The sequence below is a fragment of the Pradoshia sp. Z4_20 genome (assembly GCF_058216035.1).
This window is the reverse complement of sequence record NZ_JBZAJD010000002.1, coordinates 603,606-628,214: the sequence shown is the minus strand read 5'-3', so window position 1 is coordinate 628,214 and position 24,609 is coordinate 603,606. Positions and strand designations below refer to the sequence as shown.

Below are 24,609 nucleotides of genomic sequence, written 5' to 3'. Positions count from 1 at the left end.
TGAATGACGGATAGGGGGTAGGAATATGCAGAGATATAAAGAAGGCCATTGGGCAGAAAAAATAGTAATTGCTATTTTAATCATTGCTTTAATTGAAATTATCTTTTTTCGCTTTCATCAAATTCTTTTTAGCGTATTATTTTCGGGAATTTGTATTTATTATGGCTATTCCCGTTATTCTAAGCTATTTGGGAAAATGATATTTTGGATGGGTATAATATCAGGTCTTATAGGCTTAATTCATCTATTCATTGTCAGACTCATTTTCTTTATTCTTTTTCTCTATTTTATTTCTCAGCATCTTCAAAAGAGACGTGAACCTATTCAAATCAAACCTAAAGAATCGTTGGAACAGCAGGAAAAACAGAATGGTGAAATATCTAAGCCTGTGATTACCAATAGAATTTTTGGAAGTCAGCAAACTCCTGAGTACGTATACGAATGGAATGATCTGAATGTGATAAGCGTATACGGAGATACTCATATCAATTTGAGCAATACAGTCTTGCCAAAGGAAATATCAGTCATTTCGATTCGCAATGGTATTGGGGACATTGAAATATTTGTACCATACGATGTGGGTGTGCAAATTTCCCATACTTGTTTATTTGGAACAGTACGTTTATTTGAAGAAAAGGAAAAAGAGCTTAGAAATCAGCAAATTATGTATAGGTCAGAAGGATATAACGAGGCTAGCTATAAAATAAAGGTCGTTACTTCGATTGGTGCTGGCAATTTGGTGGTGAAGTGGATATGAGTATACTAAAACGCCAATTACTGATCTGTATATCAATCTCTCTGCTGCTATTTTTAACTATATTCTTATGTTATTATGTAATCTTTTTCTCCTCTGATTGGACTCCTCTATATGAGAAGAAGATTTTTAATGTGCCCTTTCTGGTATTTGCTCTAAGTATTTCCTTGTTGTTTGGTGTTTTGTTCGGAATTGCAAGCGGGTTATTCTATAAATCTGAAATAAATCAGTTGAATGATACTTTGCGGAGTGTAAACCTTGGGGAAAATCTTTCGGAAAAAGAGATTAAGACAAGGGAGTTATCTGAATCTGTCAAGAAAGTAAAACAAATCCAGACAGTCCTTCTTGATCAGGCGAAACGTTCTCAGGCACTGGCTACTGAAAATTCTGTGGAACAGGAAAAACGAGTTCAGGAGATGGTTAAGGAGGAGAGAAATAGATTGGCCCGAGAACTCCATGATTCTGTCAGTCAACAGCTTTTTGCTGCTTCCATGCTTATGTCAGCCATCAATGAATCAGGTGGGAATGAAGAGACAACTGAGAAAAAACAGCTTAGGATGGTTGAAAGTATGATTCAACAGTCCCAATTAGAAATGCGAGCCTTACTTTTGCATCTCCGTCCTGTGCATTTAAAGGATAAAAGCTTGAAGGAAGGCGTAGATAATCTTTTAAGTGAACTCAAACAAAAAATCCCTTTTACAGTAAAATGGAAGGTGGAAGATTTGGAATTGGAGAAAGGAATTGAGGATCATTTATTTAGAATCCTCCAGGAATCCGTTTCGAATACATTACGGCACGCTAAAGCACAATTATTGGAAGTGTATATTATTCAGCATGAACGTTCTTTAATTATGAGAGTGATTGATGATGGTGTTGGATTTACCGCAGATGAAGCGAAGGCTGGCTCTTACGGGTTACAAAATATGAAAGAGCGGGCGATAGAAATTGGCGGCATTCTAAAGGTGGTTTCGGTACCAAAGCAAGGCACGCGAATCGAAGTAAGAGTACCATTAGTGAATGTAGGTGAGAAAGTATGATAAGAGTATTGTTTGTAGATGACCATGAAATGGTTCGTATAGGTGTTTCTGCTTATTTATCTTCTTTATCCGACATTGAAGTGGTAGGGGAAGCGGAAAATGGACTTAAGGGTGTCGAAATGGCATTGAGCCTAAAGCCTGATGTAATATTGATGGATTTGGTAATGCCTGAAATGGATGGGATTGAGGCAACCAAGCAGATTCTAGCGGAGTGGCCGGAGGCAAAAATAATCATTGTGACGAGTTTTGTTGATGATGAAAAAGTGTACCCGGCTCTTGAAGCAGGTGCAATCAGCTATATGTTAAAAACCTCGAAAGCAAGTGAAATAGCAGATTCGATACGCGAAACCTATAAAGGGCAATCCGTTCTGGTACCGGAAGTGACAGATAAACTCATGTCTAAATTTAGGAACGCAAATAAAAGAGATTTGCACGAAGATTTAACATCACGAGAAATGGAAATTTTATTATTAATGGCGGAAGGAAAGACGAACCAAGAGATAGCAGATCAATTATTTATTGCACTTAAAACGGTTAAAACACATGTGAGCAATATTTTAGGTAAACTTCAAGTTCAGGATCGTACCCAAGCAGTAATTTATGCTTTCCATCATAAATTAACAAAATAGATTACCGATTGAATGAGTATGGTAATCACTTTTGTTAAGATAATTATCATTATAATTTTAATAATAAAGTGAAGCTCAACTCCGACTGTTCTAATTCAAATGGATTTGAGCTCTTTTATTTATGGATATGTTAAACTTAAGTGTTAATTATATCCAATTAATTTAGAAAATCCTATTTATGAAGGATTTTCCCCTTACTACCTTTTATTGAACGTGTTCTACTCCGTTTTCTACATACGATTCTAAAATTACTTCATTTTTATTTTTGTAATAATAGTAGGTTTTATTATCATCTTTTAGTCGAATACTAACCATCCAATTCTTATCTCCTCGTAAATTTGCAATAAATGGTTCACTGGAAATAATGTCATTCTTTGAAATGTTCTCTTCAGTTGTCAGATACTCAATTACACGTTGTTCAACAGTTGACTTTTTATATTGAATATAGCCTAATCCAATTCCGATAAAAGTTAACAAAATTAATACAGTCGCTCCTATTTTTCTCATTTACAACCTCCTAATAAAAATTTATTAATAAATTTAATAGAATAAAGACTACACACTGGACTTTTACAAGCATGAGCTATCATAAGTATCTGTCATTTCAAATAAAAATGATATTATAAAAATTGTTTGATAGTATGCTGGTAGATTCAGATGTGGAACCTTTCAACATTATAGGAAGTTAATTTATAAATACATTTTAAGCAAGTAGTCTTTAATACAGAAAGGTGTAGGATACTATCAAATGGGAATAACAATATATTACTCCCTTGCCTACAAAAGAAGGGATTTTTTGTGTATTTTTTAAATTTCCATAGAAAGATAGTTTCGTATTCGGGTAATATAAATAATGTAAAGAAGCAGAAAGAAGGTATAAAATGATTGATCAAGCACAACAAGGAGTTAAACAAAAAATAAAGAAGGAAAAAATATGGACAAGAGATTTTGTCTTCATTTGTATTACAAACTTCCTGATCTTTTTAGGTTTTCAAATGACCTTGCCGACAATTTCGTTGTACGTTAAACATCTCGGTGGAAGTGACCAGCTAATAGGAGCAGTTGTGGGGATATTTACATTTTCAGCTTTGCTGATTAGGCCCTTTGCCGGCAAGGCATTGGAAACGAAGGGAAGACGAATTGTCTATTTCGGAGGTTTAATTGTTGTTATCCTTACCCTCGGGTCATTTGGTTTTATGGCAAGTATTGCTTTGCTGTTCATGATGCGGATTATTCAAGGATTGGGTTGGGGAGCATTAACTACAGCTACTGGTACGGTTGCTTCAGACTTGGTTCCGGCATCAAGACGGGGTGAAGGAATGGGTTACTTTGGGCTGTCCGGAAATATTGCGATGGCTATTGGGCCATCTCTTGGTCTTGCTTTGGTTGTTATGATACCATTTAATCAGTTTTTCTTAATTTGTGCTATTCTAGGAGTTATTGCTCTTCTGGTAGCAACGCAGATTAAGTTCAAGAAAGCTGAGAAAGTGACTGTGCAGCCAACTGGTAAGAAGATACTGGATCTATATGAAAAAAGCTCGTTAAAACCATCCATACTGGCATTTTTCATCACATTTACTTTTGGGGGAATAGCTACTTTTCTTCCTTTATATACAGCACAAAAGGGAATCGATGGAATCCAGTGGTATTTTGTTATCTATGCATTATCTGTTATGTTGACAAGAACGTTTGCCGGACAATTATATGACCGTAAAGGGCACAAGGCTGTATTTATACCGGGAACATTGTTGGTGTTTATTGCGATGCTATTACTATCCTGGCTGCCTAGCACCAGCATGATGTTATTTGCGGCTTTCCTTTATGGATTTGGATTTGGAAGCGTTCAGCCAGCCTTACAGGCATGGGCAATTGATCAGGCACCCCAAAATCGTAAAGGAATGGCTAATGCTACATTTTACTCGTTCTTTGACTTAGGTATAGGGATAGGAGCTATGATTTTCGGACAGATTGGACATTCATTTGGCTACAGCAGTATTTATATGACAGCGGCTGTGTCCGTATTCATGTCGATGGTTATTTACGTACTTATAACCCGTGAGAAAGCAGTTCGCTAATTGCTTAATTACGTATAAAAAACCAGGTGAGTCATGACTCACCTGGTTTTTTATATAGATTTTCTATTCTCTTTTTTTTACCGGATGAATTGAATGGAAGAGTACATAAATCCCCAATAAAATAACAGCGAATCCAAATCAATTAAAAACCATTTCGTATCGCAAAAAGAGCAGCCTGAGTACGGTCCTGCAGCTCTAGCTTAGACAGGATATTGGATACATGAGTTTTTACCGTTTTTTCGGTTATGTAAAGTGCTGAAGCAATCTCTTTATTGCTTTTGCCGTTGGTGATTTCCTTGAGAACTTCCTTTTCTCTTTGAGTCAATGATTCTAACGAATTCTGCTTGGATTTATTCGTTTGCAGAACTGTCATTAATTCTGCGGTAATTTTGGAATGAATATAGATTTCTCCGTTTACTGCCTTTTTAATAGCTAGGATTAGTTCCTCTGGGTCGCTTTCCTTTAATAGATAGCCACTGGCTCCCGCATCCAAGGCAGGAATGGTATGGTCTTGATCTGACATGCTGGTGAGGATTAAAACTTTCACATTCGGTATGGTTTCCACAATGTGTTTTGTTGCATCGATTCCGTCCATTACAGGCATTAGTAAGTCCATTATCATAATCTCTGGAGTCAGTTTTTTGGCCAGTTCAATTGCTTCCTTACCGTTTGTTCCTTCTCCAATTACGCTCATATCAGGATGGCTATTTAATAATAATGCCAGTCCTTTCCTAACGACATGGTGATCATCCACTAAAACAATTTTTATCGTCATTAAAATTCTCCTTTAGTATGGCAATTCAACCGTTAAACTGGTGCCGGAGTTCTTTTTGCTAATTATGCTTAATTTCCCTTGCAGGGCTGTTACGCGTTCTTCTATACTCTTAAGCCCAAGACTCGGCAATCCCTTTACTGATGAAATATCGAATCCTACTCCGCCATCTTCAACCGACATGATAATATGATTTTGTTTGTATTCAAGAGAAAGTAAGACTTCTTTTTGACCGGAATATTTAATGGCATTATTGAAGGCTTCCTGCCCAATCCTCCATAAATTTCCTTCGATTTTTGAAGGGAGAGATCCTGTCCCTTTCACCTGAACAATAACTTGTAAACCGAGTATTTCAGCATATGATTTGAGGGCACAAACGAGTCCGTTCTTTAGTCCATCTGGCCGTAATTGCCAGATCAATGCCTTCATTTCAGCCTGTGCATACTGTGACATCCTCCCAATATCAGCAAAAATCTGTTTGATTGAATCCTCTTTTGATAGATTGATTCCGGCCTTTGATGTCACATTAATAGAGTAAAGTAATTGATTTACAGAATCATGCAGGTCCCGTGCCAAGCGATTTCGTTCCTCTGCAACTTTCAGTTCCTGCTCCCGTTTTGTTAAATGGATTCGTCTCAGGGCATTGCCGATTTGATAGGCAATGGATTCTAAGAGACCCAACTCTTCTGCTTCGAATCTTTCTTTATTCGTTACGGCTACGTTTAATACGCCGAATTTTTCATCCTCAGCTGATAAGGGAACAGTAGCATGGTAAACAAGGCCATACGTATCGCCCCATTGATTCAATCTTGCATTTTCCAACCGCTTGCATTCCATAATGTTCGAAGCTTTATGTAGATTATCTTTTAAAAATTTATTCACACACCAACAGTCACCTGTACACATGGGTTCATAGTCTGAAATTTTTAAAGCGGGCGGCAGTCCCTCAGAAGCGGCTAATTTGTAATTGCCCCGTTCGTCAATAAGGAAGATCCAGCCGGTTTCCAAAGAGGTTATTTTTAAAAGCTTCTTTAATACCTGAGCCAAAACTTCTGTTAAATCAGTGCCTTCGTTTAATGTTTCAGCGATTTCTTTCAATATATGAATCTCTGAGAGAAAAATTTTACGGACCACCTTTAGTCTCCTTAATAAATGTTTTGTTATTATTATACATTTTTTATGGTGGAGTACTACTAAAGATGTAGCTGAAACTCCATCCATCCTCCGAGGGCATGGCTGTTTTTATGCAATACGCTATAAGTATAAGTTTCTATAGGAGGTATAAATCATGAAAACAGTTGTTATAACCGGAGCATCTAAAGGATTAGGGAAAGCATTAGCCCTTGCTTTTGCAAAACAAGGATACAATCTCGCAATTTGTGCGCGGGGAGAAGAGCGGTTACAGGAAGTGAAAAGAATGACTGAGGAATTGGGTAGTACAGTTCTGGCAGTAAAAGCGGATGTTACAAATCAGCGTGATGTGGAAGCCTTTATTTCCATGACAGAAAGCAGATTTGGTCAAATTGATGTTTTAATTAATAATGCTGCTGTATTGGGGCCTAGCCCGATGCCACTCTTACTGGATTATTCAGAGGTTGATTTCATGAATGTTATAAAGGCAAACAGCCTAAGTCCATTTATGGTCACAAAACGTGTTCTGCCTGGAATGCTTCAGCGTAATGAAGGCTCTATTATCAATGTGACATCAGAAGCAGGGCAAAAAGGATATGCGGGATGGGGAGCCTATGGAATTTCGAAGTTTGCACTGGAAGGACTGACCGAAACATGGGCAGATGAGCTCTCGGAAACGAATATACGAATCAATATGATTGACCCCGGCAGTATGGATACGGACATGTATGCATTGGCAGACCCTAATCATAATGAGGAGCTGGCTAAACCGGAGGAGGTACTGGGTGCCTTTGTTTATTTAGCCTCGAATCATTCACGGCATATTAACGGTAAACGGTTTGAAGCACAGAAGTTCGAGCTTGAACAGGAGGGATTATAATGGCATTGCCTCTCAGGAAAAAATTTTTTCTGCCTCAAGAATTAAATGCGTCCGAACCTCCCGAGTTCAGAGGTATGAGAAGGGACCAAGTCAAGCTAATGGTGACAGATAAAGGGATTGGAACAATGGAACACACTCAATTTTCCCATCTAGATCGGTATCTGAAGAAAGGTGATATTCTGGTTTTAAATAATAGCAGGACAATTCCTGCCTCAGCAAGGGCAACAATTACTAGAAAAGGGATCGTTAAAGCCGAAGCTGTAGAAATAAGGTTTGCAAAAAAGATTGAGAATAACGCCTGGGAAGTGCTGGCCCTGCATGAAGATATAGAAGTTGGAGATGTGCTCATTTTTTCTGAAGGACAATTGAAAGGAGAGATAAGTGGCAGGGTAGAAGCTACCCCTTTGTGGAGTGTTTGTTTTTCTCAATCAGAGGATCGTATTTTACATTATTTATATCAGAAAGGAGAACCCATTCGGTATGAATATGCGAAACAGGCACTTGATTTAAACTTCTATCAAACGGTCTATGCTTCAGTCCCTGGCTCCGTTGAAATGCCATCTGCTGGCCGAGCCTTTACCTGGGAAATGCTTTTCAATCTTCAAAGAAAGGGAGTTAAGCTTCAGTTTATTCAGCTTCACACAGGCTTGAGCTATTTACTAGATGACTACTGGCCAGTAAAACCGGAAACCAATCCTGAACTCTATGAAATCCCCAGTGAGACAATGGATATGATTCGGCATGCGAAAAAAGAGAGGAGAAGAGTGATTGCTGTCGGAACCACGGTCGTTCGTGCTTTGGAGACGGCTAGACTAACTGAAAAGCTCAAGGGTAGCACCCATTTGTATATAGGACCTGATTACGAAATGAAAGCAGTTGATGGTATCCTAACCGGTTTTCATGAACCTGAGGCGAGCCATTTGGATATGCTCACTGCTTTTATTGATTCGGAGTTCCTTTTTAAAACGTATGAGGAAGCCGTACTAAAGGAGTATTTATGGCATGAGTTTGGAGATGTGAACTTAATTATATGAAAAAGTTGAATATCCATCACGTCGGTTTTGAGGTGAGAAGCCTGGAGCTTACAAGGTTCTTTTTTGAAAAATATCTAGGATTTCGCACTGAACAATACATGGAATTGGATGGAGAAAAGATCGTATTCTTAGTGAATGACCGATTAAGGATTGAATTGATTGAAAATGGAATGATTGATGAAAAAGGATTATACGAGGCACATATATGTTTTGAAACGGATTGTTTACAAATTTTAAATGAAAAGGATGTATCTATTTTAGAGGGGCCAATAAGGATGGGAAATGGCTGGACAATTGTTTTTATTGAGGGGAATAATGGTGAAAGAATTGAGTTATTAAAGAGGATTTAGGCTTTCTGCAAGCGAACAACTTACGTATAAATAAAGTACAGATGTAGATTAAACATAACGCTGATTGGAATATAGGTATGTTCTTTTAAAACATGTTTTCCAGTCAGTTGAGGTATCCAGCAGATTCTTTATTAACCTACCATTGGCTAAGAAATGGTGACTATTATAAAAGAACTTGGTTTCACTGAAACGATTGGTCAGGTATCGATGGAAAAATCACTTCAATAGAATTTGGTAATTATTCCCGTTATAATAAGAGGGATTTTATAATTGGTTGGGGGAGGTTTGAGGATATGTATGATGTTATAGTTATTGGAGCAGGACCAAGCGGTGCAAGTGCTGCATTATTCACTGCCAAAGCAGGTAAAAAAACGTTGGTTTTGGATAATGATAAAAGTGTCACTAAACGTGCCTGGATTGAAAATCATTATGGTGTAGAAGAAATCAGCGGACCTGACCTTATTGCAGTCGGTAAAAAACAGGCGGAGAAATTTGGCGCTGAATTCAAGGTTGCAACCGCTGAAAAAATCGAAGTGGAAAATGATGGAGTGATGATTCAAACAGAAGAATCCAACTATATGGCAAGTGAAGTGATCTTGGCTTCCGGTATGTTAGTTGACCTCGCTGAAGCTTCAGGCATCAAAACAAAGGACGGTACTGAACCACGTATTAAAAAAGTAATTGATGTCGATGATTCCGGTAAAACCTATCTTGATCATGTCTGGGCAGCCGGCACAGTTGCTGGTGTGAGCATGCATACAATTATAACAGCAGGGGACGGAGCAAGAGTCGCGATAAATGTAATCAGTTCTCTGAATGGGGAACGTTATGTTGACCATGATATTCTAAAATCTTAAATTAAATGAATAATAGTTGAATGATATCGTTACGGCTCATGAGTGGGTCGTTTTTTTGTTTGACTCTGTTTGTAGATAATGTTCGTTTTTGAATTCCCGTTCTTATTCAACTAAGGCGAAGATTAGTTGAATAAGAGAAGCGATGCTTTTATGTCGTATTTGACCAAAATTATGCAGTAAGAGGAGCTAGATTAACACAGTCATTTATGAATAACAACCCTAGTACCAATTGGTACTCTAGATGATAATTCTAGAACATCATGATTAAACATCCTAATACAACCATGTGAGACATTCTTACCGATTGAAGCTGGGGTATTTGTTCCATGTATACCGTAATGAGGCTTTGACAAACCCATCCAAAGAACTCCGAATTGTCTTCCAGGATTACGTTGTTTATTGATTATCTTGTATGTCCCAGTAGGTGTTGGTGATAATATTTTCCCAACTGCAATTGGGTAAGCTTTTATCAGCCTATTTCCATCAAAAAGTTTTAATTGATGTTTCGATGTTGATATGTCAATCCATCTCGCCACAAATAACAACTCCATTTTTTAATATATTGTATGAAGTAACATAGGGATTTGTTAATTAATAGACATTATCAGCAATATATACGAACAGAGCCTTTTGTTTAGTTGCAATTTGTACAGCTTTCAGGTACTGAGATGGAAGATAACTGCATATAAAAAAGCCAATCTCCTTCTCAAAGATTGGCCTGAATCTATTAATAATTTTCAATTAACTCGGCATCTATTTCAGCTAAAAGCTCGCCGGCTTTACGGTCATTAATCACGAGGTCTGCATAAAAATCAAAATTAGTAGGCTCTAAATTAATAATAACCAGTTTCGCACCATTTTGCTTAGCAATTAAAGGGAACTGATTAGCAGGTGTCACTGATAACGATGATCCGAGAACAATAAACAGGTCTGCTTTTTCACTTTCAGCCTCAGCCATCATGAATGGTTTTTCAGGCAACATTTCACCAAATAAAATGACGGATGGACGAAGCTTGCCGCCACACTCACATTGATAGGATTCATTTAAATACATTTCACTGCCATATTCCTTACCGCATGTTTGGCAATGTACCTTTTGTAAGGTTCCGTGCAACTCTGCTACCCGACTGCTGCCGGCTTCCTGGTGGAAACCATCTACATTTTGCGTAATAATACTTTGAATAATACCTTCACGTTCCCATTTAGCGAGAATAGAATGGCCTTTATGTGGGCCGTGTTCCTTCACTCCTACCACACGCTGGCGATAAAATTCAAAAAACTCTTTGACATTTTGATTAAGTGCATCTGTACTGGCAATAGTGCCTGGATCTTGCTTCTTCCACAATCCGTTATTAGTTGAGCGGAAATCAGGTAACCCGCTTTCAGTCGAAAAACCTGCACCAGTGAAGATAACGGTGTAGTTAGATTCTTTTAATAAAGTTACTAGTTTGGACAAAATACCTGCCTCCTGTTTTAGGGTCCTCTGTACATAATTATTCATCATTATATCACGAGCCGATTAGCTATTCTAAATCATTGGTTTCGCGAAAATCGATGTATTATATGAGAAAATAGAAGAAACTATTCGAATAATCGAGAATCAGCTTCGAACATGGAGCTTCTATTCTCTTTTCATTTTTATGTTATAAAGGAGGATTCCAAAAAATGAGTTTGATTAAAGCGAGCAGGTTTATGAGTTTGATTCTTCGTCATAAACCAGAATCCATCGGAATTACTCTGGATGAGCATGGATGGGCGAATGTCGAGGAATTGATTAAGGGTATTTCTAAAAAATATCCTTTTGATATGAACATCCTAGAGGAAATTGTGCGAACCGATGGTAAACAGAGATACGCTTTTAATGAGGACAAGTCACTTATTCGAGCCAATCAAGGACATTCCATTTCGGTTGATGTAGAGCTGGAAATCGTGGAACCACCAGAGTTTTTATGGCATGGTACGGGAGAAAAGTATACAGAATCCATTGAACGTATTGGACTAATTCCAAAGAGTCGTTTATATGTTCATCTATCATCTGATGAAGAAACAGCAATCAATGTAGGAAAACGGCATGGGAAACCGGTTGTGTATCGTGTACGAAGTGGTGAAATGATGAAACAAGGATATGTGTTTTACCGTTCGAAAAATCATGTTTGGTTAACAAAAACAGTACCCGTTAAGTTTTTGGAGGCGCAACCGTAAAAATAAAAGAGGGATGTAATTTAGTAAACATGTTAGCTAGAACTCTTAACAAAATCTCATCAAAATATTTCTTGCCCCGTCGTTCTGCGTGACTCATAACATTAACAACTCCTTTAGAAATCTGGATTTAATTGTACTTTTCTAAAAAGGGGTTTTATTCGATATTGTCGAATGTAGGGAACAAGGAATGCGACTGATTGTAAATTACAAGAAACAATGAGGTGGGAATAAATGAATAAAAATCCACGTGAACTTCTGGATAATGCTATTGCGCTGCGTGAAGATGGTCGTGAGAAACAGGATCCGGTTATTTTAAATCATGCACTTAATCTTCTGTTAAATCTATCAGAAAATGATCCGGAAAATGCAGAAATAAATTATCAGATTGGGATTGCCTATGATAATTCTGGGTTATGTAACAAAGCAATTCCTTACTATGTTAAAGCAATTGAACTAGGTCTATCCGGTTCTGATTTACAAAGATGTTTCCTTGGTTTAGGAAGCAGTTACCGCATTTTGGGGCATTATAAAGAAGCTATTGACATCCTTCACCGTGGTGTGACTGAATTTCCTGAACATCGAGCCCTACAAGTCTTTTATTCTATGGCTTTATATAATACAGGGGAATATAAAAGGGCTATGGAAATTGTCTTAATGAATTTAATGGAAACTACAAATGATGAAATACTCCATTACTTTAAGCGTGGTATTTCTTATTATGCCCAGCACCTTGATGAAACTTTAGATTTAGAAAATCCTTAAATCGTAATTACCTCATCCTGTAGGTTGAATAAGCTAACTGTATATAACCTTTTTACTTAGAAGAAACATTCTATATGAAAGCAATGAAAAAAGGAGGATTCACTCAAAATGTGTATCTTCCTTTTTTGGTGTTTCTTTTTCTCTGATATAATTGTACGCTTTCAGTAAATCTTACCTCTTTCATAATGTTATTTTAGTATAATAAAATAAAGAGCTATCTAATTTACATGTAGTACTATGAGAGAAATAGAGGTTCAGTCGAGGGCGTAGTTTCTTTTAATTTTTATATTTAAAGGATAAAAAGAAGGGAGAAGAAAAGTGTTAAACTCCTACCAAAAACCCCTTAAAGGGAAAAAAGTTGGTATTGTATTTGGATCATTCGCTCCGCTTCATCGAGGGCATTTGGATTTAATTATGCAAGCAAAAAAAGAAAACGACGGCGGTTGCATTGTCATTGTATGTGGATATGACGGGGACAAAGGTGAACCACTTATGCCTCATAAAATGCGATATCGTTACGTGAGAGAGTTTTTTTCGGATGATGATTTGGTTGCTGTATATGCAATCAATGAAAATGAAATTGGTATTGAAAATTATCCTAATGGTTGGAACGGTTGGCTTAAAGAGTTTGAAACTATTTATCGCAAGGCGGTAGAAATACCTACAGATACCGACAGAATTTGGTATGTCGGGGATAGGAATTACCATGAGGACTTAATCGGAAAGTTTAATGAAACCTCAATCTTGGTTGACCGACTTGCATTAACTCCAATATCAGCAACGATGATAAGGGAAAACCCCATAAAGCATTGGGATAAAATAACGTATCCATTCCGGAGAGTTTTTAGTACAAACATTCTTATATGCGGTACTGCTTCGGAAGGAAAATCAGTATTAACCGCCGACCTGGGCAAATATTTCAATGCGCCGTACAGTTATGAGTTCGCAAGAGGCTACATGCAAGAAAGTAATATAGCCGAATGGGAATTAAACGGAACGGACTATATGGCTTTTCTTGAAGGGCAGTATAATCTCAATAAAAAATTAATTAACTCACCCTCCAATCAAGGAATCTTTTTTGCGGACTCCGACTCGATGGTAACAAGAATGTACGCAGAGGGGTATTCCAGAGACAGCCAATGTGACTTAACAGAGGAAGAATTTGAAAAAGTTGCTATAGTGGCCGATGAAATCACAAAAAAATGTCGGTGGGATAAAATTTATTTACTATGTCCTTGCGGCGAGTTTGTGGATGACCACGAGCGATTTATGGCTCATTCTGGAATGGAGGAACGCAATGAGTTATTCAACATACTTTGCAACAATATTAAAAGTTCGGGAAATTGGGACAAGGTAACGGTTCTAAATGGCGGCTATTGGAACAACTTCAAAACTATTGTAAGTGATGTGAAAAGAATCATTGAAAATGGAAAGAATTAAAAATTATCTAAAAAACGAATTTTGGAACGGTTATAATCTCTTTGAAAAAATATTTATGATAAGTATGGTACTGCTTCAAATCATTGTATATTGCTTTGTTCCTGATTCTCCTATCGGTATGATTTGCGGAGTATCAGGTGTAATCTGTGTTGTTTTGACAGCGAAAGGCAAACTGTCGTCTTATATCTTCAACTTTATACAGATTGTAACCTATATGTATATCGTATGGGGGTTGGGGCTGTATCTTGAGTTCTTCGAAAATATTTTCTACTTCGTAACTTGTATTCTCGGTGTATTTATTTGGAAGAAGAATATGACCGAGGAAACAATGCAAGTAAAAGCAAAAAGTCTTAAGTCAGTGCAGATGATCATTACAGCTGTGTTAATTGTTATATGTACTATCGCACTGGGTTATATCGGTAAAAATTATCTCGGTAATACTCTGCCTTACTATGATGCATTTACTAATGTAATGGCAATAGTAGCTCAAATCCTCATGGTATTACGATATAGAGAACAATGGCTCGTATGGATTGTAATTGACCTTGTTTGCTTGGTTATGTTCATTATGCTTGGACAGTGGTCTATGGTTGCCATGTATGTTTCGTGGACAATCAATGCGATTTACGGTTGGTACAATTGGAGTAAATTAAATAAAGAAGAAGTAAAATAATAGTTCCTAATCAAGAATTTAAAGAAGGGTCAGTCATAGTGACGGCCCTTCTATAGTTATTGGTACAAGTTATAAAGAATCAAACACTGTTTTAAGATTATGGATTTAACTGATTGATGCTATTACTTTTCTTGATTTCGTCACGAATATCCTTTAGATATTCATTTTTTTGTTTCATTAACTTTAAGATAGTAAGTGCTACATAAATAATAAAAACGATAATACCTAAGTATACCAATATAGAAATTAATCCAAATAAGGATGCTGCCATCATAAGTAAACCCTCCAAACTATATTTTATAATTATTTTACCGTATTTTTCCTCATGATCTTTTGTTTTTTTAAAATATACTTTCGACTAGTGTCTAAAAATGACAAGTTTAAAATGTACCATTTATTCATTTCCGTGGTATCAAAAATTAATCGATAACTAGAATATTTACGCCTTCATGAGTCATCCTGCCATTCTAATTCTTTGGTGAATGAGACTTACTTCCGAAGAATAGAAGTCCCGATGGATATTATTTGAAATTTTTCATATTTTCTCTTGAAACTTTAGCGCTGAGAAGTGATAATAGTTAATATTATCTGAAAAATTAAAACATAGGAGATATGCAGAATGAAAGTAGTGAAATTTGGGGGAACTTCTCTTGCATCCGGTGAGCAGTTGAGTAAAGTTTTTGAGATTGTCGTATCAGATCCACAGCGTAAAATTGTGGTAGTATCGGCACCAGGTAAACGATTTTCATCCGATACTAAAGTGACAGATTTGCTCATTGCCTGTGGAGAAAGCTGGTTAAATGGGGCTTGTGATCAATATTTATTTGATATGGTTATTGATCGATACCGATTAATAGCAGAGGATTTATCCGTTTCAGGCTCTGTCGTCGAAAGAATTAGAGCTGATTTAATGGAAATTCTTAATGGAGACCTGAGCGATAAGGGTCAGTTTATGGATGCCGTTAAAGCCAGTGGAGAAGACAATAATGCCAAATTGGTAGCTGCTTTTTTCCAAGCCAGAGGTGTAGAGGCTGAATACATGAATCCTCGTGAGGCAGGACTAATAGTCAGTGATGAGCCGGGGAATGCTCAGGTTTTAGCAGAATCGTATGCCAATCTATATCATTTAAGAAATAAAAAAGGAATTGTCATATTTCCAGGATTCTTTGGTTATACAACGGATGGAAAGGTGATGACGTTCCCTCGGAGCGGCTCGGATATTACCGGTTCGATTCTGGCTAATGCAGTTAAAGCTGATTTATACGAAAATTATACAGATGTTGATGCCGTATTTTCTGTTAATCCAACGATTATTAATAAACCAAAGGAAATCAGTGTATTGACGTATCGAGAAATGCGTGAACTTTCCTATGCAGGCTTTAGTGTTTTGCATGATGAAGCATTAATTCCCGCCTTTAAAGCAGGGATTCCAGTAAATATTAAAAATACGAATAATCCGTTATCACCTGGTACCATGATCGTGAATAAAAAAGAGTTAACGAATGGTCCGGTTGTCGGTATTGCAAGTGACAATGATTTTTGCAGCATTTATGTCAGCAAATATTTAATGAACAGAGAAATAGGTTTTGGACGTAAACTTCTTCAAATCCTTGAAGATTTAAAGTTGTCCTATGAACATGTTCCTTCGGGAATTGATGATTTGACTGTCATTTTAAGACAGAATCAAATGGACTCTGAGCTTGAAGAGATTATTAGGAACCGGATTATAGAGGAATTAGAGGCTGACGAGGTGAAAATTGAACACAATTTATCCTTGATTATGATTGTGGGAGAGGGAATGCGTTCGAATGTTGGTACAGTTGCGAGGGCATCCAAGGCTTTGGCAAATGCCGGCATTAATATCGAAATGATCAATCAAGGGTCTTCTGAAGTCAGTATGATGTTTGGTGTGAAAGAACTTCAGGAAAACCGAGCAGTGGCTGCTCTTTACAATGAATTTTTTACCAGTGTAAGCGTGTAAGGAAAAGTGGTAAATCGAATAATAGAAATGTTCAATGATGTCATTAACGAAAAACAAAACTTTTCTATATTAATAGGATTCAAACCGGAGTGGTTGATGCAGGGACGGAGGAACCGATATGGTAAAGGCAATCATGTTTGACCTCGATGATACATTGTTATGGGATCAAAAAAGTGTTCAGGAAGCTTTCAGGGTAACCTGCAGGCTGGCTATGAATAAATATCAGATTGACCCAGTGCAGCTAGAAGAATCAGTTAGAAAGGAAGCCACAAAACTGTACAGCTCCTATGAAACATTCGCTTTCACACAAATGATTGGGATAAATCCATTTGAGGGATTATGGGGGGATTTTCAGGATAACCATGAGCAATTTCAAAAGATGGCTCAAATCATGCCGCTCTATCGCAAGGATGCGTGGACGAATGGGTTGAAAGCATTGGGAATAGAGGATGCAGATTTAGGACACGAATTAGCAGAAAAGTTTCCTGAAGAAAGAAGAAAACATCCCTTTATTTATGAGGATACCTTTGAAGTGCTGGATCAATTAAAGGGTTGTGTTAAACTTCTTTTACTGACAAATGGCTCCCCGCAATTGCAAACAACAAAGCTGGAAATAACACCTGAAATAGCTCCCTATTTCGATCATATTGTCATTTCAGGGGATTTTGGACAAGGTAAGCCGGCTCCCGAACTCTTTGAACATGCTGTAGGATTATTAGAGGTTGAAAAAAAAGAAGTCCTGATGGTTGGAGATAATCTGATGACGGATATTCTCGGTGCCAATCGTGCAGGAATAAAATCTGTTTGGGTAAACCGCCATCATAAAGTAACGGATCAAGTGAAGCCTACCTATGAGATTAAGAAACTGGCGGATTTACTACCATTGCTGAAGGAAATATAATTATGAATATCTTGTGAAAGAAATTTCAAGAAGTGTCGCGGAGACCAATTCATCCTTAAGGGGTTAAGTACCCCAGGTTGAATTGGTTTTTTATTTTTGACTGTTTTCGTAATGATGATTTGCCTTTACATACAACAATAAGCCTATATTTGAAAATTACCTAGTTTACATTAAAAAAGGTTGAGGGTGAAGATTTGTAATATCCATATTGACCCAATAGCTCCTTGACATGGGGTATATAAATAGCTACCATGAGTACATTATAATTTTACAATTATTGGTGGGTTGATTTAAATATATCTTGAAAAGTCGGTGTATAGCAGTGGGGGAATTAAGAAATAAATGGACTGAGGAAACTAAGTTATTGATAGCTGCGCTGGTGTTGTTGATCATTTATTTGGCTCCGATGTTTATACTTGGTGAAGATTCTCATATACGGGTGCATGATAACTTAGATTCCAATATCGCTTGGTACAAGGTTCTGAAGGATAATCAAATGCTGTTTGGACCGATAAATGAGACTATTCCACAAATCATTAATGGTTTGCCGAGGAATTCAATTGGAACTGAATTCAGCGGAATTGAATGGCTCCATTATTTATTACCATCCATGACGGCATATTCAATCAGTCAGGCGATTACTAGAATCTTTGCGTTTATTGGAATGTATCTCTTACTTAAAAAGCATTTTGTTAGAAAAGAGGAACATGGCTTTATACGTGTATTCGTTGCATTGGCCTTTGCTTTGACTCCTTTTTGGCCATCCGGAATGCTTGCCACATTGGGGCATCCATTAGCCTTGTATGCCTTTTTAAATATTAGAGGCAGAGATAGTAAATGGACGGATTGGCTTATTCTAATCCTTTTGCCTTTTTATTCGAGCTTTGTACTGGGGTTCTTTTTCTTCCTGGTGGCTATGGGATTGCTTTGGCTTTATGATTGGATCAAGAAAAAAGACCCTAATTGGAAATTCTTTGGCAGTATTGCTTTAATGACTTTTATTTACCTGTTGATCGAATATCGCTTGGTTTATTCTTTGGTATTTCCTGAAGAGCCTAACAGCCGGGATGAATATTTCAGCTCTGCATTAGGATTTGCGCGATCTGTCCGTCTCATATTTAAAAATTACATAATTGGACATAATCATGTATTAACGCTTCACCAATATATTATTTTGCCTGTGTCATTTATAGCTTTATGGTTTATTTATCGGAATAAGCTTTGGAAAAGTGAGAAACGCTATGTTCAGCTGTTTATCTTGAATTTTATTTTATCTGCATGGTATGCGTTTTGGTTTTATGAGGGATGGGCATCCTTGAAAGAACAAATTTCACTTTTAAATAATTTTAATTTTGCCCGTTTTCATTTCCTGAGACCGTTAGTTTTGTACTTATTGTTTGCCCTGTCCTGCCGTATTCTTTGGAAAAATGGAGGGGGATGGAGGCAGTTTTCAAAAGGAGTCATTGTCGCTCAGCTGCTTGTCTTATTTATGTACAATCCGGAAGTGTATTATGGAAGGCTGGATGCACCGACTTTTAAGGAGTTTTATGCTGTTGACCAATTTACTGAGATTAAAGATTATATTGGAAAACCTCAGGATACGTACAGAGTGGTAAGTATAGGATTACATCCTGCTATTGCTCAATATAATGGCTTTTATACTTTGGATACGTATAACAATTACTATCCATTGGCGTACAAGCATCAGTTTCGAGAAATTATTGAGAAGGAGCTGGATAAGAACGCTCAGCTTAAAAAATATTTTGATAAATGGGGCGGGCGTTGTTATATTTTCGTGGATGAGCTTGGTAAGAAATATGATTACGAAAAAAATTCATCCAAAACAATAAAAAATTTAGAGTTGAATACGAAGGTACTGAAAGAAATGGGTGGTCAATATATAATCTCAGCTGTACCTATTGTGAATGCAGATGAGAATAACCTTGAATTGATGGATGTTTTTGATCATGAAGATTCAGCGTGGAAGATCTATCTATATCATGTCATGTAAAGGAGTTACTCATAATGAATCTGCCTGTATTAACAATCGTTGTGCCTTGTTACAATGAACAGGAGGTATTGTCTAAAACATCTGAAGAGCTTTCATCCATTCTAAAAGAGTTATTGGACTCCGGTGTAATCTCAGAAAGAAGTGCTATTTTATTTGTGGATGATGGCAGTGTTGATGATACTTGGGATTTAATACAAATGGAGAGTGTACAGAATAGGTTAGTCAAGGGTCTGAAATTAGCGGGCAATGTGGGTCATCAAAATGCATTGCTCGCTGGTCTGGCAACGGCCCAAAAGCATTCCGATTGTGTTATCTCCATCGATGCTGATTTACAGGATGACATTCAGGTCATAAAAGAGATGGTTGAAAAATACAATCAGGGATATGATATTGTCTATGGAGTTCGAGATCAGCGAAAGAAGGATACTATATTCAAACGGACCACAGCGCTTAGCTTTTATCGTATGATGGGTAAATTGGGAATCAAGTTAATTCCTAATCATGCAGATTTTAGATTAATGAGCAAGCGTGCATTGGGAGAACTCTTAAAATATAAGGAACGGAATTTATTCTTAAGAGGTATGATTCCAATGATTGGCTTTTCCTCCGCTGAAGTCTTTTATGATCGGAAGGAAAGAGAAGCGGGAGAGTCTAAATATCCGTTAAAGAAAATGATTTCTTTTGCGCTTGATGGGATTACCTCCTTTAGTGTTGCGCCGATACGCTGTGTTACCTACATTGGCTTTTTGACGCTATTTATCAGTGTGGTCGCAGGCAGCTATGCTCTAATTCAAAAAACACTGGGGAATACACAATCTGGCTGGACTTCCATCATGATTTCTCTGTGGATCATTGGTGGCTTGCAGTTGATTGGTATTGGAATAGTGGGTGAATACATTGGCAAGATTTTTAAAGAGGTTAAACAAAGGCCGATTTATGCCATTGATGTGGACAACTATACTGAAGATCAAAAAGACCAGGCGAACCAGAAAAATCAATATAAATCTCGCTAACAGGAATATATGTATCATTGGTTTGAAAACAGGAAGGAAACTACATGACGCTTGATGCTATTACATATTATATACAGCTGTATGGATACTGGGTGATTATCTTAGTTTTATTTTGCGGGATTGTAGGAATTCCTGCACCTGAAGAAACATTTGTTATTTTTATCGGTGCTGTCATTGCTGAACAAAACCTTAATTTTCTATGGGCCATCTGCGCTGCACTATTGGGTGCTAATATGGGTATGTTTTTTACCTATATGATTGGAAGGAAGCTTGGGACATCCATCATCCAGAAGTATGGAAATCTAGTGAAAATCACACCGAAACGCTGGCAGAGTATGCATACTAGGTTTGATCAATTTGAAAATAAAATGGTTGTTATAGGATATTTTTTACCGGGACTTAGACAGCTAACTCCCTATATGTCAGGAACACGTGAATTACCATATGCAAAATTTTTCTCACTCGCATTTTTAGCAAGCTTACTATGGACAACCCTTTATATGACGATTGGATTTTATTTCGGAAATATGATTGGTCTCAAGTATTTAAGCTTCATTGCGGTCATTTTTTTCTTAATTTTCATCGTAGTACTTGCATGGAAAAATTGGTTTTCTCCTGCGAGAAGTAAAGTTAGCTCTTAAAAAATATTTTACATATTGTTCATTATAATGTAGAGAAACAGAAGCCGCTGTTAGGATGAACTGACAGCGGCTTCTGTTTTAACATATCTTATATCTTTTTTGTTTTGAAAATCGTAACCGCAACAGCTAGGCATATTCCGACCATGCCGACAGATATTGCAATCGGCGTGACATACTCTCCCGGTGCTTTGAGCCCTGTCAGGAGACTCATGGCTTCGGTTAGCTTCATCGGTGTGAGAGATTCTAGCTTTGGGAAAAGTCCGATGAGATAAACCGCCAGTACAGTACCCCCAGTTCCGAGTAAAACAGTGGTATTACTAGAGGATAGTGTAGAAAACAGCACCATAAATGATAACACCCAAAGCCCGAAAAGCCAGTAACACATTGCTGCAAAGCTAGTGTACACGGCGATGCTATTATCCCAATAAAAAGCATTATAAGCATAAGTAATACCAAAGCAAATCCAATAGCAAGCTGTCCACGATATAAATATCATCATGCTCTTTGCGATAACGAATTTCCAGCGCGAGAGACCCTTTGTCAGAACAGGGATGAGTGTTCCTTTTTGATATTCTGAAGTAAAGGATCCACTGCACATCAGTATAAAAATAATCAGTGCTATTGGAATATTTTTATAAAATTGTGTCCAGGAGGTCAAGGCATCTACAGTAACCTCTGTAACGACAAGGCCTGTTCCCTCCAAAGAGTCTGCCATCATCTCCATCATCCATGGAGTTATCTTTGCTATAGCTGGATTCATAATCCCGAAAAGTACAAATACTAGCAGTAGAATGAGCACTCGTCCTGTTCGACTCCATTCCATCCACTCTTTTTTGAAAAAAGCTAGAAAAGATTTCATTTACTGACGACCTCCATAAACAGAGATTCCAGCGATAGCTCCTGCTTTTCGAAACGGCGGAAAGGAATATGATGCTCCAAGATAAAACGTAAGACAGCTTCTGTCTGTACCTGATCAGCTCGCTCCAGCAATAGATGATTTTCATTGCTTTTTTTGATGCTTGGAAAAGCTAAAAGCAGTTTTGCCGTATCTTCTGGATACTCCAACTCAATTTCATACCCGATGCTTGCATGTTCTCTTTTTAACTTCTCCATTGATTCCTGCAATACGATTTGTCCTTCGTGAAGGAATGCGACCTCATCACATATACGCTCAACATCGGAAAGAATATGCGTGGAAAAGAGAATAGTTGTATGTTCCTTTGCTGCGGTAAGAATATCTAGAATTTCCCTTCTTCCAACAGGATCGAGAGAGGAGGTCGGTTCATCGCAAATCAACAGTCTAGGTCGGTTGAAAAGCGCTTGTGCAATTCCGAGCCGTTGCTTCATGCCGCGTGAAAAACCTTTGATTCGCCGTTTCTCATTGGAGAGTCCCACAAGCTCCAGAAGCTCCTTGGTACGAGCCTTGATACTCGAAGATGACATCCCTGTGAGCTCACCGCAAAAATGCAAATATTCCTTAGGAGTCATAAAAGAATAAAACTCAGGTACATCAGGTAAATATCCAATAAGCCGATTTGTGGGAGTATCGCCGTAGCGAACCTTTTCTCCGCCAACAGTAATCTCCCCGCTGTTTGCCTCCAGTAAGCCAAGAATGATTTTCATAGTCGTAGTTTTCCCAGCGCCATTCTGACCCACAAAACCAAAAACAGTATGCTCCGCTACAGAAAAAGTGACATCCTCTAATACTGTTTTATCTCCAAATCGCTTTTTTACATGAGATAAAGTTAACATATTCATTATGCATCCTCTTTTCCAAGCAGAAAATACAGAATAGGTCCTATAAATTGCATGCCGATTATCACTATAACTAGCCACATGGTACGACTGCCGCGCTTATAGTTCTTATGAGTCAAAATATGATGTATGGTAAAACCCAGCAATGTAAATTCTGCAATAACCAAAGGAATAATAAAGGGTAAGAATTCTTTGACTTCATTCATAATATTTCACTCCTTCCGTAAGTTCTCTTTGTATTCTCTTAAATTCTAGATCGTCTTGAAGTGCTGTCAATAATGGATGTTTAAAAGACTCCAGTACACTTTTTGCCACAAGGCGCATATTTCGTGGCGGTGATGCTCCTAGGTCAAGTTTGCTAATCCATTCATCCAGCCTGTCAAAATAAGCATCGCCGTGGAGCAACGCGTGCTCATGGGTAAAAAGCACTCGAACTACCTGAACATATTGATTTAGCATTCCCAGCGCCTTTTCTTTTTCTCCATGTGTGATATAGACAAGTGCTGCCTGATAGAAAAATTGTGCTGCGCTATTGGGATGCAGGTTGTTTAAATCATATAGCCGAATCAATCCCTCTGTTTTTTTAATCGTTTTTTCACATACTGCAGGGTCATCCATATGAATGGCTAGGTATTGGACCGCAGTTGTAATCAGCGATATCACATGTAGATACATATTGATTTGTGTATAGCTTTTGGCTTTGTCTAAATCCCCGACGGTCAGATAGGCCTGTGCCAAAATTGAATCACTTTGGTGATAGATGCGAGTTGGATCTGCTATCATCTCCAATGCTTCAATGACTTCTTCAGCTTTACCGAGTTGGAGGTTGAATACAGCTTTCACAGTGATAGCATCATTACAAATATCTATTACTTTACAATTTTCCTCTATATGCTCACAAAGTGTTACAGCTTCGTGCAAAATTCTTTGTTGCTCATCATGGTCCTTTGCAAGAGGAAAATGGTTCAGCCAAAGGATGCAGATCTGGAGTAAAAAGGAATAACAGGAATAATAGCGGCGAACCAGTTCTCGTGATTTATTCATCACTTCATTAAAGGGCAGTCTTGTATAGTCAGAAGCAAGCTCCACATATAGCTTTTGGATTTGTTCCCGACTCAACTGTGCTTCATAGCCCAGCAATTCATCTATACTTACATCTAGAAAAGATGCGAGCTGGGGTAATAGTAAGATGTCCGGCAAGCTCTGTTTATTTTCCCATTTAGATACGGATGCCTTCGTAACACCGATAAAATCCGCTAATTCCTTTTGGGTGAGTTTCTTTTTACGGCGCAGTTTAGCAAGGTTATGTGAAAAATTTAATGAGTACATACAACTACCTCCTATAACTATTGTAACCATAGATGCTGTAAAGCTAAATGGAGCAATACGATATTTTTCGATACAAAATCAACTAACGAGAAACTTTACGTTAAACAGTCAATAATAAATAAGCCTCAGGATCTTGTTATAGTGATCCAATGAATGTCAGTTCACGGCAACTCCAATCATAAATCCAATCTCCAAGTGGCTTACCTATGATATTTTTTTGCCTGTTGATATTAAAAAATCGTTCCTCTAAATCGTTGTTTACTTATGTAAATTAAGGGGGTTATTGTTATTATGAATAAGGGATAGTAAAAGTACTTTTTGTATTCTTTTGAAGAAATGGGTTTTCTAAGATTTCTTATAGCATTAATTGATTGATAATTTA

27 protein-coding genes are annotated in these 24,609 nt (G+C 37.5%); 17 read left to right on the top strand and 10 right to left on the bottom strand.

Going from position 1 to position 24,609, the window contains the following annotated elements; all coding sequences use genetic code 11:
• Positions 1-25 precede the first annotated feature (25 nt).
• Genes liaF through AC4BHP_RS09000 form a run of 3 tightly spaced genes read left to right on the top strand, consistent with a single transcriptional unit; the run spans position 26 to position 2,420 of the window.
• Entirely contained in the window at positions 26-757 is a 732-nt protein-coding gene (gene liaF, locus AC4BHP_RS09010) for a cell wall-active antibiotics response protein LiaF (RefSeq protein WP_139891360.1), read from the top strand.
• The gene (locus AC4BHP_RS09005) at positions 754-1,791 is read left to right on the top strand and encodes a sensor histidine kinase (protein WP_490551890.1); all 1,038 of its coding nucleotides are present in this window, start codon (positions 754-756) and stop codon (positions 1,789-1,791) included. Before liaF ends, AC4BHP_RS09005 begins: the two co-directional genes overlap by 4 nt.
• Positions 1,788-2,420 (top strand): response regulator transcription factor, encoded by a 633-nt coding sequence (locus AC4BHP_RS09000; protein ID WP_140461195.1) that lies wholly within the window; start codon positions 1,788-1,790, stop codon positions 2,418-2,420. Before AC4BHP_RS09005 ends, AC4BHP_RS09000 begins: the two co-directional genes overlap by 4 nt.
• Before the next feature lie 204 nt (positions 2,421-2,624).
• On the opposite strand, the gene AC4BHP_RS08995 is transcribed toward AC4BHP_RS09000, so the two are convergent.
• Positions 2,625-2,927: a DUF3139 domain-containing protein gene (locus AC4BHP_RS08995; protein WP_066101154.1), complete on the bottom strand. Its 303-nt coding sequence runs from the start codon at positions 2,925-2,927 to the stop codon at positions 2,625-2,627.
• A gap of 374 nt (positions 2,928-3,301) precedes the next feature.
• Here AC4BHP_RS08995 and AC4BHP_RS08990 point away from each other — a divergent pair, with 374 nt between their 5' ends.
• Positions 3,302-4,495 carry an MFS transporter gene (locus AC4BHP_RS08990; protein ID WP_066101151.1) on the top strand — a complete coding sequence of 398 codons (1,194 nt, stop codon included), beginning with the start codon at positions 3,302-3,304 and terminating at the stop codon, positions 4,493-4,495.
• A 142-nt stretch (positions 4,496-4,637) separates the two neighbouring features.
• Here AC4BHP_RS08990 and AC4BHP_RS08985 read toward each other — a convergent pair whose 3' ends face one another.
• Together AC4BHP_RS08985 and AC4BHP_RS08980 are read right to left on the bottom strand one after the other, a co-directional pair.
• On the bottom strand, positions 4,638-5,270 hold the full coding sequence (locus AC4BHP_RS08985; protein ID WP_490551889.1) for a response regulator: 633 nt from the start codon (positions 5,268-5,270) through the stop codon (positions 4,638-4,640).
• A 12-nt stretch (positions 5,271-5,282) separates the two neighbouring features.
• Positions 5,283-6,401, bottom strand: coding sequence for a GAF domain-containing sensor histidine kinase (locus AC4BHP_RS08980; protein ID WP_490551888.1), 1,119 nt, complete (start codon positions 6,399-6,401; stop codon positions 5,283-5,285).
• Positions 6,402-6,555: 154 nt separating this feature from the next.
• On the opposite strand from AC4BHP_RS08980, the gene AC4BHP_RS08975 reads away from it, so the two are divergent.
• From AC4BHP_RS08975 to AC4BHP_RS08960, 4 genes are all read left to right on the top strand, one after another.
• Positions 6,556-7,278 (top strand): SDR family NAD(P)-dependent oxidoreductase, encoded by a 723-nt coding sequence (locus AC4BHP_RS08975; protein WP_139891355.1) that lies wholly within the window; start codon positions 6,556-6,558, stop codon positions 7,276-7,278.
• Positions 7,278-8,312 (top strand): S-adenosylmethionine:tRNA ribosyltransferase-isomerase, encoded by a 1,035-nt coding sequence (locus tag AC4BHP_RS08970; RefSeq protein WP_139891354.1) that lies wholly within the window; start codon positions 7,278-7,280, stop codon positions 8,310-8,312. Before AC4BHP_RS08975 ends, AC4BHP_RS08970 begins: the two co-directional genes overlap by 1 nt.
• Positions 8,309-8,662, top strand: coding sequence for a VOC family protein (locus AC4BHP_RS08965; protein ID WP_490551887.1), 354 nt, complete (start codon positions 8,309-8,311; stop codon positions 8,660-8,662). The genes AC4BHP_RS08970 and AC4BHP_RS08965 overlap by 4 nt, the downstream gene beginning before the upstream one ends.
• Positions 8,663-8,955: 293 nt before the next feature.
• Positions 8,956-9,519: an NAD(P)/FAD-dependent oxidoreductase gene (locus AC4BHP_RS08960; RefSeq protein WP_148629509.1), complete on the top strand. Its 564-nt coding sequence runs from the start codon at positions 8,956-8,958 to the stop codon at positions 9,517-9,519.
• A gap of 200 nt (positions 9,520-9,719) precedes the next feature.
• Here the strand turns inward: AC4BHP_RS08960 and AC4BHP_RS08955 are convergent, their stop codons facing one another.
• Positions 9,720-10,055, bottom strand: coding sequence for a L,D-transpeptidase (locus AC4BHP_RS08955; protein ID WP_140461203.1), 336 nt, complete (start codon positions 10,053-10,055; stop codon positions 9,720-9,722).
• 191 nt (positions 10,056-10,246) lie between these two features.
• Complete coding sequence (locus AC4BHP_RS08950) at positions 10,247-10,975, bottom strand: NAD-dependent protein deacylase (RefSeq protein ID WP_066101123.1); 729 nt, start codon at positions 10,973-10,975, stop codon at positions 10,247-10,249.
• Between the two features lie 209 nt (positions 10,976-11,184).
• Between AC4BHP_RS08950 and AC4BHP_RS08945 the strand changes: the two genes are divergently transcribed.
• From AC4BHP_RS08945 to pnuC, 4 genes are all read left to right on the top strand, one after another.
• The gene (locus tag AC4BHP_RS08945; RefSeq protein WP_490551886.1) at positions 11,185-11,721 is read left to right on the top strand and encodes an RNA 2'-phosphotransferase; all 537 of its coding nucleotides are present in this window, start codon (positions 11,185-11,187) and stop codon (positions 11,719-11,721) included.
• A gap of 231 nt (positions 11,722-11,952) precedes the next feature.
• Entirely contained in the window at positions 11,953-12,483 is a 531-nt protein-coding gene (locus tag AC4BHP_RS08940; RefSeq protein ID WP_490551885.1) for a tetratricopeptide repeat protein, read from the top strand.
• A 318-nt stretch (positions 12,484-12,801) separates the two neighbouring features.
• On the top strand, positions 12,802-13,923 hold the full coding sequence (locus tag AC4BHP_RS08935) for an AAA family ATPase (RefSeq protein ID WP_139891348.1): 1,122 nt from the start codon (positions 12,802-12,804) through the stop codon (positions 13,921-13,923).
• Positions 13,910-14,596, top strand: a complete 687-nt coding sequence (gene pnuC / locus AC4BHP_RS08930; protein ID WP_139891347.1) for a nicotinamide riboside transporter PnuC — start codon at positions 13,910-13,912, stop codon at positions 14,594-14,596. The genes AC4BHP_RS08935 and pnuC overlap by 14 nt, the downstream gene beginning before the upstream one ends.
• Before the next feature lie 97 nt (positions 14,597-14,693).
• On the opposite strand, the gene AC4BHP_RS08925 is transcribed toward pnuC, so the two are convergent.
• Entirely contained in the window at positions 14,694-14,870 is a 177-nt protein-coding gene (locus AC4BHP_RS08925; protein ID WP_175354221.1) for a hypothetical protein, read from the bottom strand.
• A gap of 345 nt (positions 14,871-15,215) precedes the next feature.
• Between AC4BHP_RS08925 and AC4BHP_RS08920 the strand changes: the two genes are divergently transcribed.
• From AC4BHP_RS08920 to AC4BHP_RS08900, 5 genes are all read left to right on the top strand, one after another.
• Positions 15,216-16,577, top strand: coding sequence for an aspartate kinase (locus AC4BHP_RS08920; protein WP_490551884.1), 1,362 nt, complete (start codon positions 15,216-15,218; stop codon positions 16,575-16,577).
• A gap of 118 nt (positions 16,578-16,695) precedes the next feature.
• Positions 16,696-17,478 carry an HAD family hydrolase gene (locus AC4BHP_RS08915; protein ID WP_490551883.1) on the top strand — a complete coding sequence of 261 codons (783 nt, stop codon included), beginning with the start codon at positions 16,696-16,698 and terminating at the stop codon, positions 17,476-17,478.
• 322 nt (positions 17,479-17,800) lie between these two features.
• On the top strand, positions 17,801-19,489 hold the full coding sequence (locus AC4BHP_RS08910) for a DUF6044 family protein (protein ID WP_490551882.1): 1,689 nt from the start codon (positions 17,801-17,803) through the stop codon (positions 19,487-19,489).
• 14 nt (positions 19,490-19,503) lie between these two features.
• Complete coding sequence (locus AC4BHP_RS08905; protein ID WP_490551881.1) at positions 19,504-20,502, top strand: glycosyltransferase family 2 protein; 999 nt, start codon at positions 19,504-19,506, stop codon at positions 20,500-20,502.
• A gap of 44 nt (positions 20,503-20,546) precedes the next feature.
• Positions 20,547-21,143, top strand: a complete 597-nt coding sequence (locus AC4BHP_RS08900; protein ID WP_490551880.1) for a DedA family protein — start codon at positions 20,547-20,549, stop codon at positions 21,141-21,143.
• Between the two features lie 88 nt (positions 21,144-21,231).
• On the opposite strand, the gene AC4BHP_RS08895 is transcribed toward AC4BHP_RS08900, so the two are convergent.
• The 4 genes from AC4BHP_RS08895 to AC4BHP_RS08880 are packed head-to-tail and all read right to left on the bottom strand — an operon-like array spanning position 21,232 to position 24,227.
• On the bottom strand, positions 21,232-22,002 hold the full coding sequence (locus AC4BHP_RS08895; RefSeq protein WP_490551879.1) for an ABC transporter permease: 771 nt from the start codon (positions 22,000-22,002) through the stop codon (positions 21,232-21,234).
• Positions 21,999-22,901: an ABC transporter ATP-binding protein gene (locus AC4BHP_RS08890; protein WP_148629517.1), complete on the bottom strand. Its 903-nt coding sequence runs from the start codon at positions 22,899-22,901 to the stop codon at positions 21,999-22,001. The genes AC4BHP_RS08895 and AC4BHP_RS08890 overlap by 4 nt, the downstream gene beginning before the upstream one ends.
• The gene (locus AC4BHP_RS08885) at positions 22,901-23,104 is read right to left on the bottom strand and encodes a PLDc N-terminal domain-containing protein (protein ID WP_148629518.1); all 204 of its coding nucleotides are present in this window, start codon (positions 23,102-23,104) and stop codon (positions 22,901-22,903) included. Before AC4BHP_RS08885 ends, AC4BHP_RS08890 begins: the two co-directional genes overlap by 1 nt.
• Positions 23,097-24,227: a helix-turn-helix domain-containing protein gene (locus tag AC4BHP_RS08880; protein ID WP_490551878.1), complete on the bottom strand. Its 1,131-nt coding sequence runs from the start codon at positions 24,225-24,227 to the stop codon at positions 23,097-23,099. Before AC4BHP_RS08880 ends, AC4BHP_RS08885 begins: the two co-directional genes overlap by 8 nt.
• Positions 24,228-24,609 lie beyond the last annotated feature (382 nt).

Excerpts from the sequence above, each read along its gene's own strand:
- AC4BHP_RS08960 (WP_148629509.1), top strand. The coding sequence starts at position 8,956 with ATGTATGATGTTATAGTTATTGGAGCAGGACCAAGCGGTGCAAGTGCT.
- AC4BHP_RS08900 (WP_490551880.1), top strand. The coding sequence starts at position 20,547 with ATGACGCTTGATGCTATTACATATTATATACAGCTGTATGGATACTGG.
- AC4BHP_RS08880 (WP_490551878.1), bottom strand. The coding sequence starts at position 24,227 with ATGTACTCATTAAATTTTTCACATAACCTTGCTAAACTGCGCCGTAAA.
- AC4BHP_RS08920 (WP_490551884.1), top strand. The coding sequence starts at position 15,216 with ATGAAAGTAGTGAAATTTGGGGGAACTTCTCTTGCATCCGGTGAGCAG.
- liaF (WP_139891360.1), top strand. The coding sequence starts at position 26 with ATGCAGAGATATAAAGAAGGCCATTGGGCAGAAAAAATAGTAATTGCT.
- AC4BHP_RS08990 (WP_066101151.1), top strand. The coding sequence starts at position 3,302 with ATGATTGATCAAGCACAACAAGGAGTTAAACAAAAAATAAAGAAGGAA.
- AC4BHP_RS08965 (WP_490551887.1), top strand. The coding sequence starts at position 8,309 with ATGAAAAAGTTGAATATCCATCACGTCGGTTTTGAGGTGAGAAGCCTG.
- AC4BHP_RS08940 (WP_490551885.1), top strand. The coding sequence starts at position 11,953 with ATGAATAAAAATCCACGTGAACTTCTGGATAATGCTATTGCGCTGCGT.
- AC4BHP_RS08915 (WP_490551883.1), top strand. The coding sequence starts at position 16,696 with ATGGTAAAGGCAATCATGTTTGACCTCGATGATACATTGTTATGGGAT.
- AC4BHP_RS08885 (WP_148629518.1), bottom strand. The coding sequence starts at position 23,104 with ATGAATGAAGTCAAAGAATTCTTACCCTTTATTATTCCTTTGGTTATT.
- AC4BHP_RS08905 (WP_490551881.1), top strand. The coding sequence starts at position 19,504 with ATGAATCTGCCTGTATTAACAATCGTTGTGCCTTGTTACAATGAACAG.
- AC4BHP_RS08985 (WP_490551889.1), bottom strand. The coding sequence starts at position 5,270 with ATGACGATAAAAATTGTTTTAGTGGATGATCACCATGTCGTTAGGAAA.
- AC4BHP_RS09005 (WP_490551890.1), top strand. The coding sequence starts at position 754 with ATGAGTATACTAAAACGCCAATTACTGATCTGTATATCAATCTCTCTG.
- AC4BHP_RS08925 (WP_175354221.1), bottom strand. The coding sequence starts at position 14,870 with ATGATGGCAGCATCCTTATTTGGATTAATTTCTATATTGGTATACTTA.
- AC4BHP_RS08995 (WP_066101154.1), bottom strand. The coding sequence starts at position 2,927 with ATGAGAAAAATAGGAGCGACTGTATTAATTTTGTTAACTTTTATCGGA.
- AC4BHP_RS08890 (WP_148629517.1), bottom strand. The coding sequence starts at position 22,901 with ATGAATATGTTAACTTTATCTCATGTAAAAAAGCGATTTGGAGATAAA.
- AC4BHP_RS09000 (WP_140461195.1), top strand. The coding sequence starts at position 1,788 with ATGATAAGAGTATTGTTTGTAGATGACCATGAAATGGTTCGTATAGGT.
- pnuC (WP_139891347.1), top strand. The coding sequence starts at position 13,910 with ATGGAAAGAATTAAAAATTATCTAAAAAACGAATTTTGGAACGGTTAT.
- AC4BHP_RS08895 (WP_490551879.1), bottom strand. The coding sequence starts at position 22,002 with ATGAAATCTTTTCTAGCTTTTTTCAAAAAAGAGTGGATGGAATGGAGT.
- AC4BHP_RS08975 (WP_139891355.1), top strand. The coding sequence starts at position 6,556 with ATGAAAACAGTTGTTATAACCGGAGCATCTAAAGGATTAGGGAAAGCA.
- AC4BHP_RS08945 (WP_490551886.1), top strand. The coding sequence starts at position 11,185 with ATGAGTTTGATTAAAGCGAGCAGGTTTATGAGTTTGATTCTTCGTCAT.
- AC4BHP_RS08970 (WP_139891354.1), top strand. The coding sequence starts at position 7,278 with ATGGCATTGCCTCTCAGGAAAAAATTTTTTCTGCCTCAAGAATTAAAT.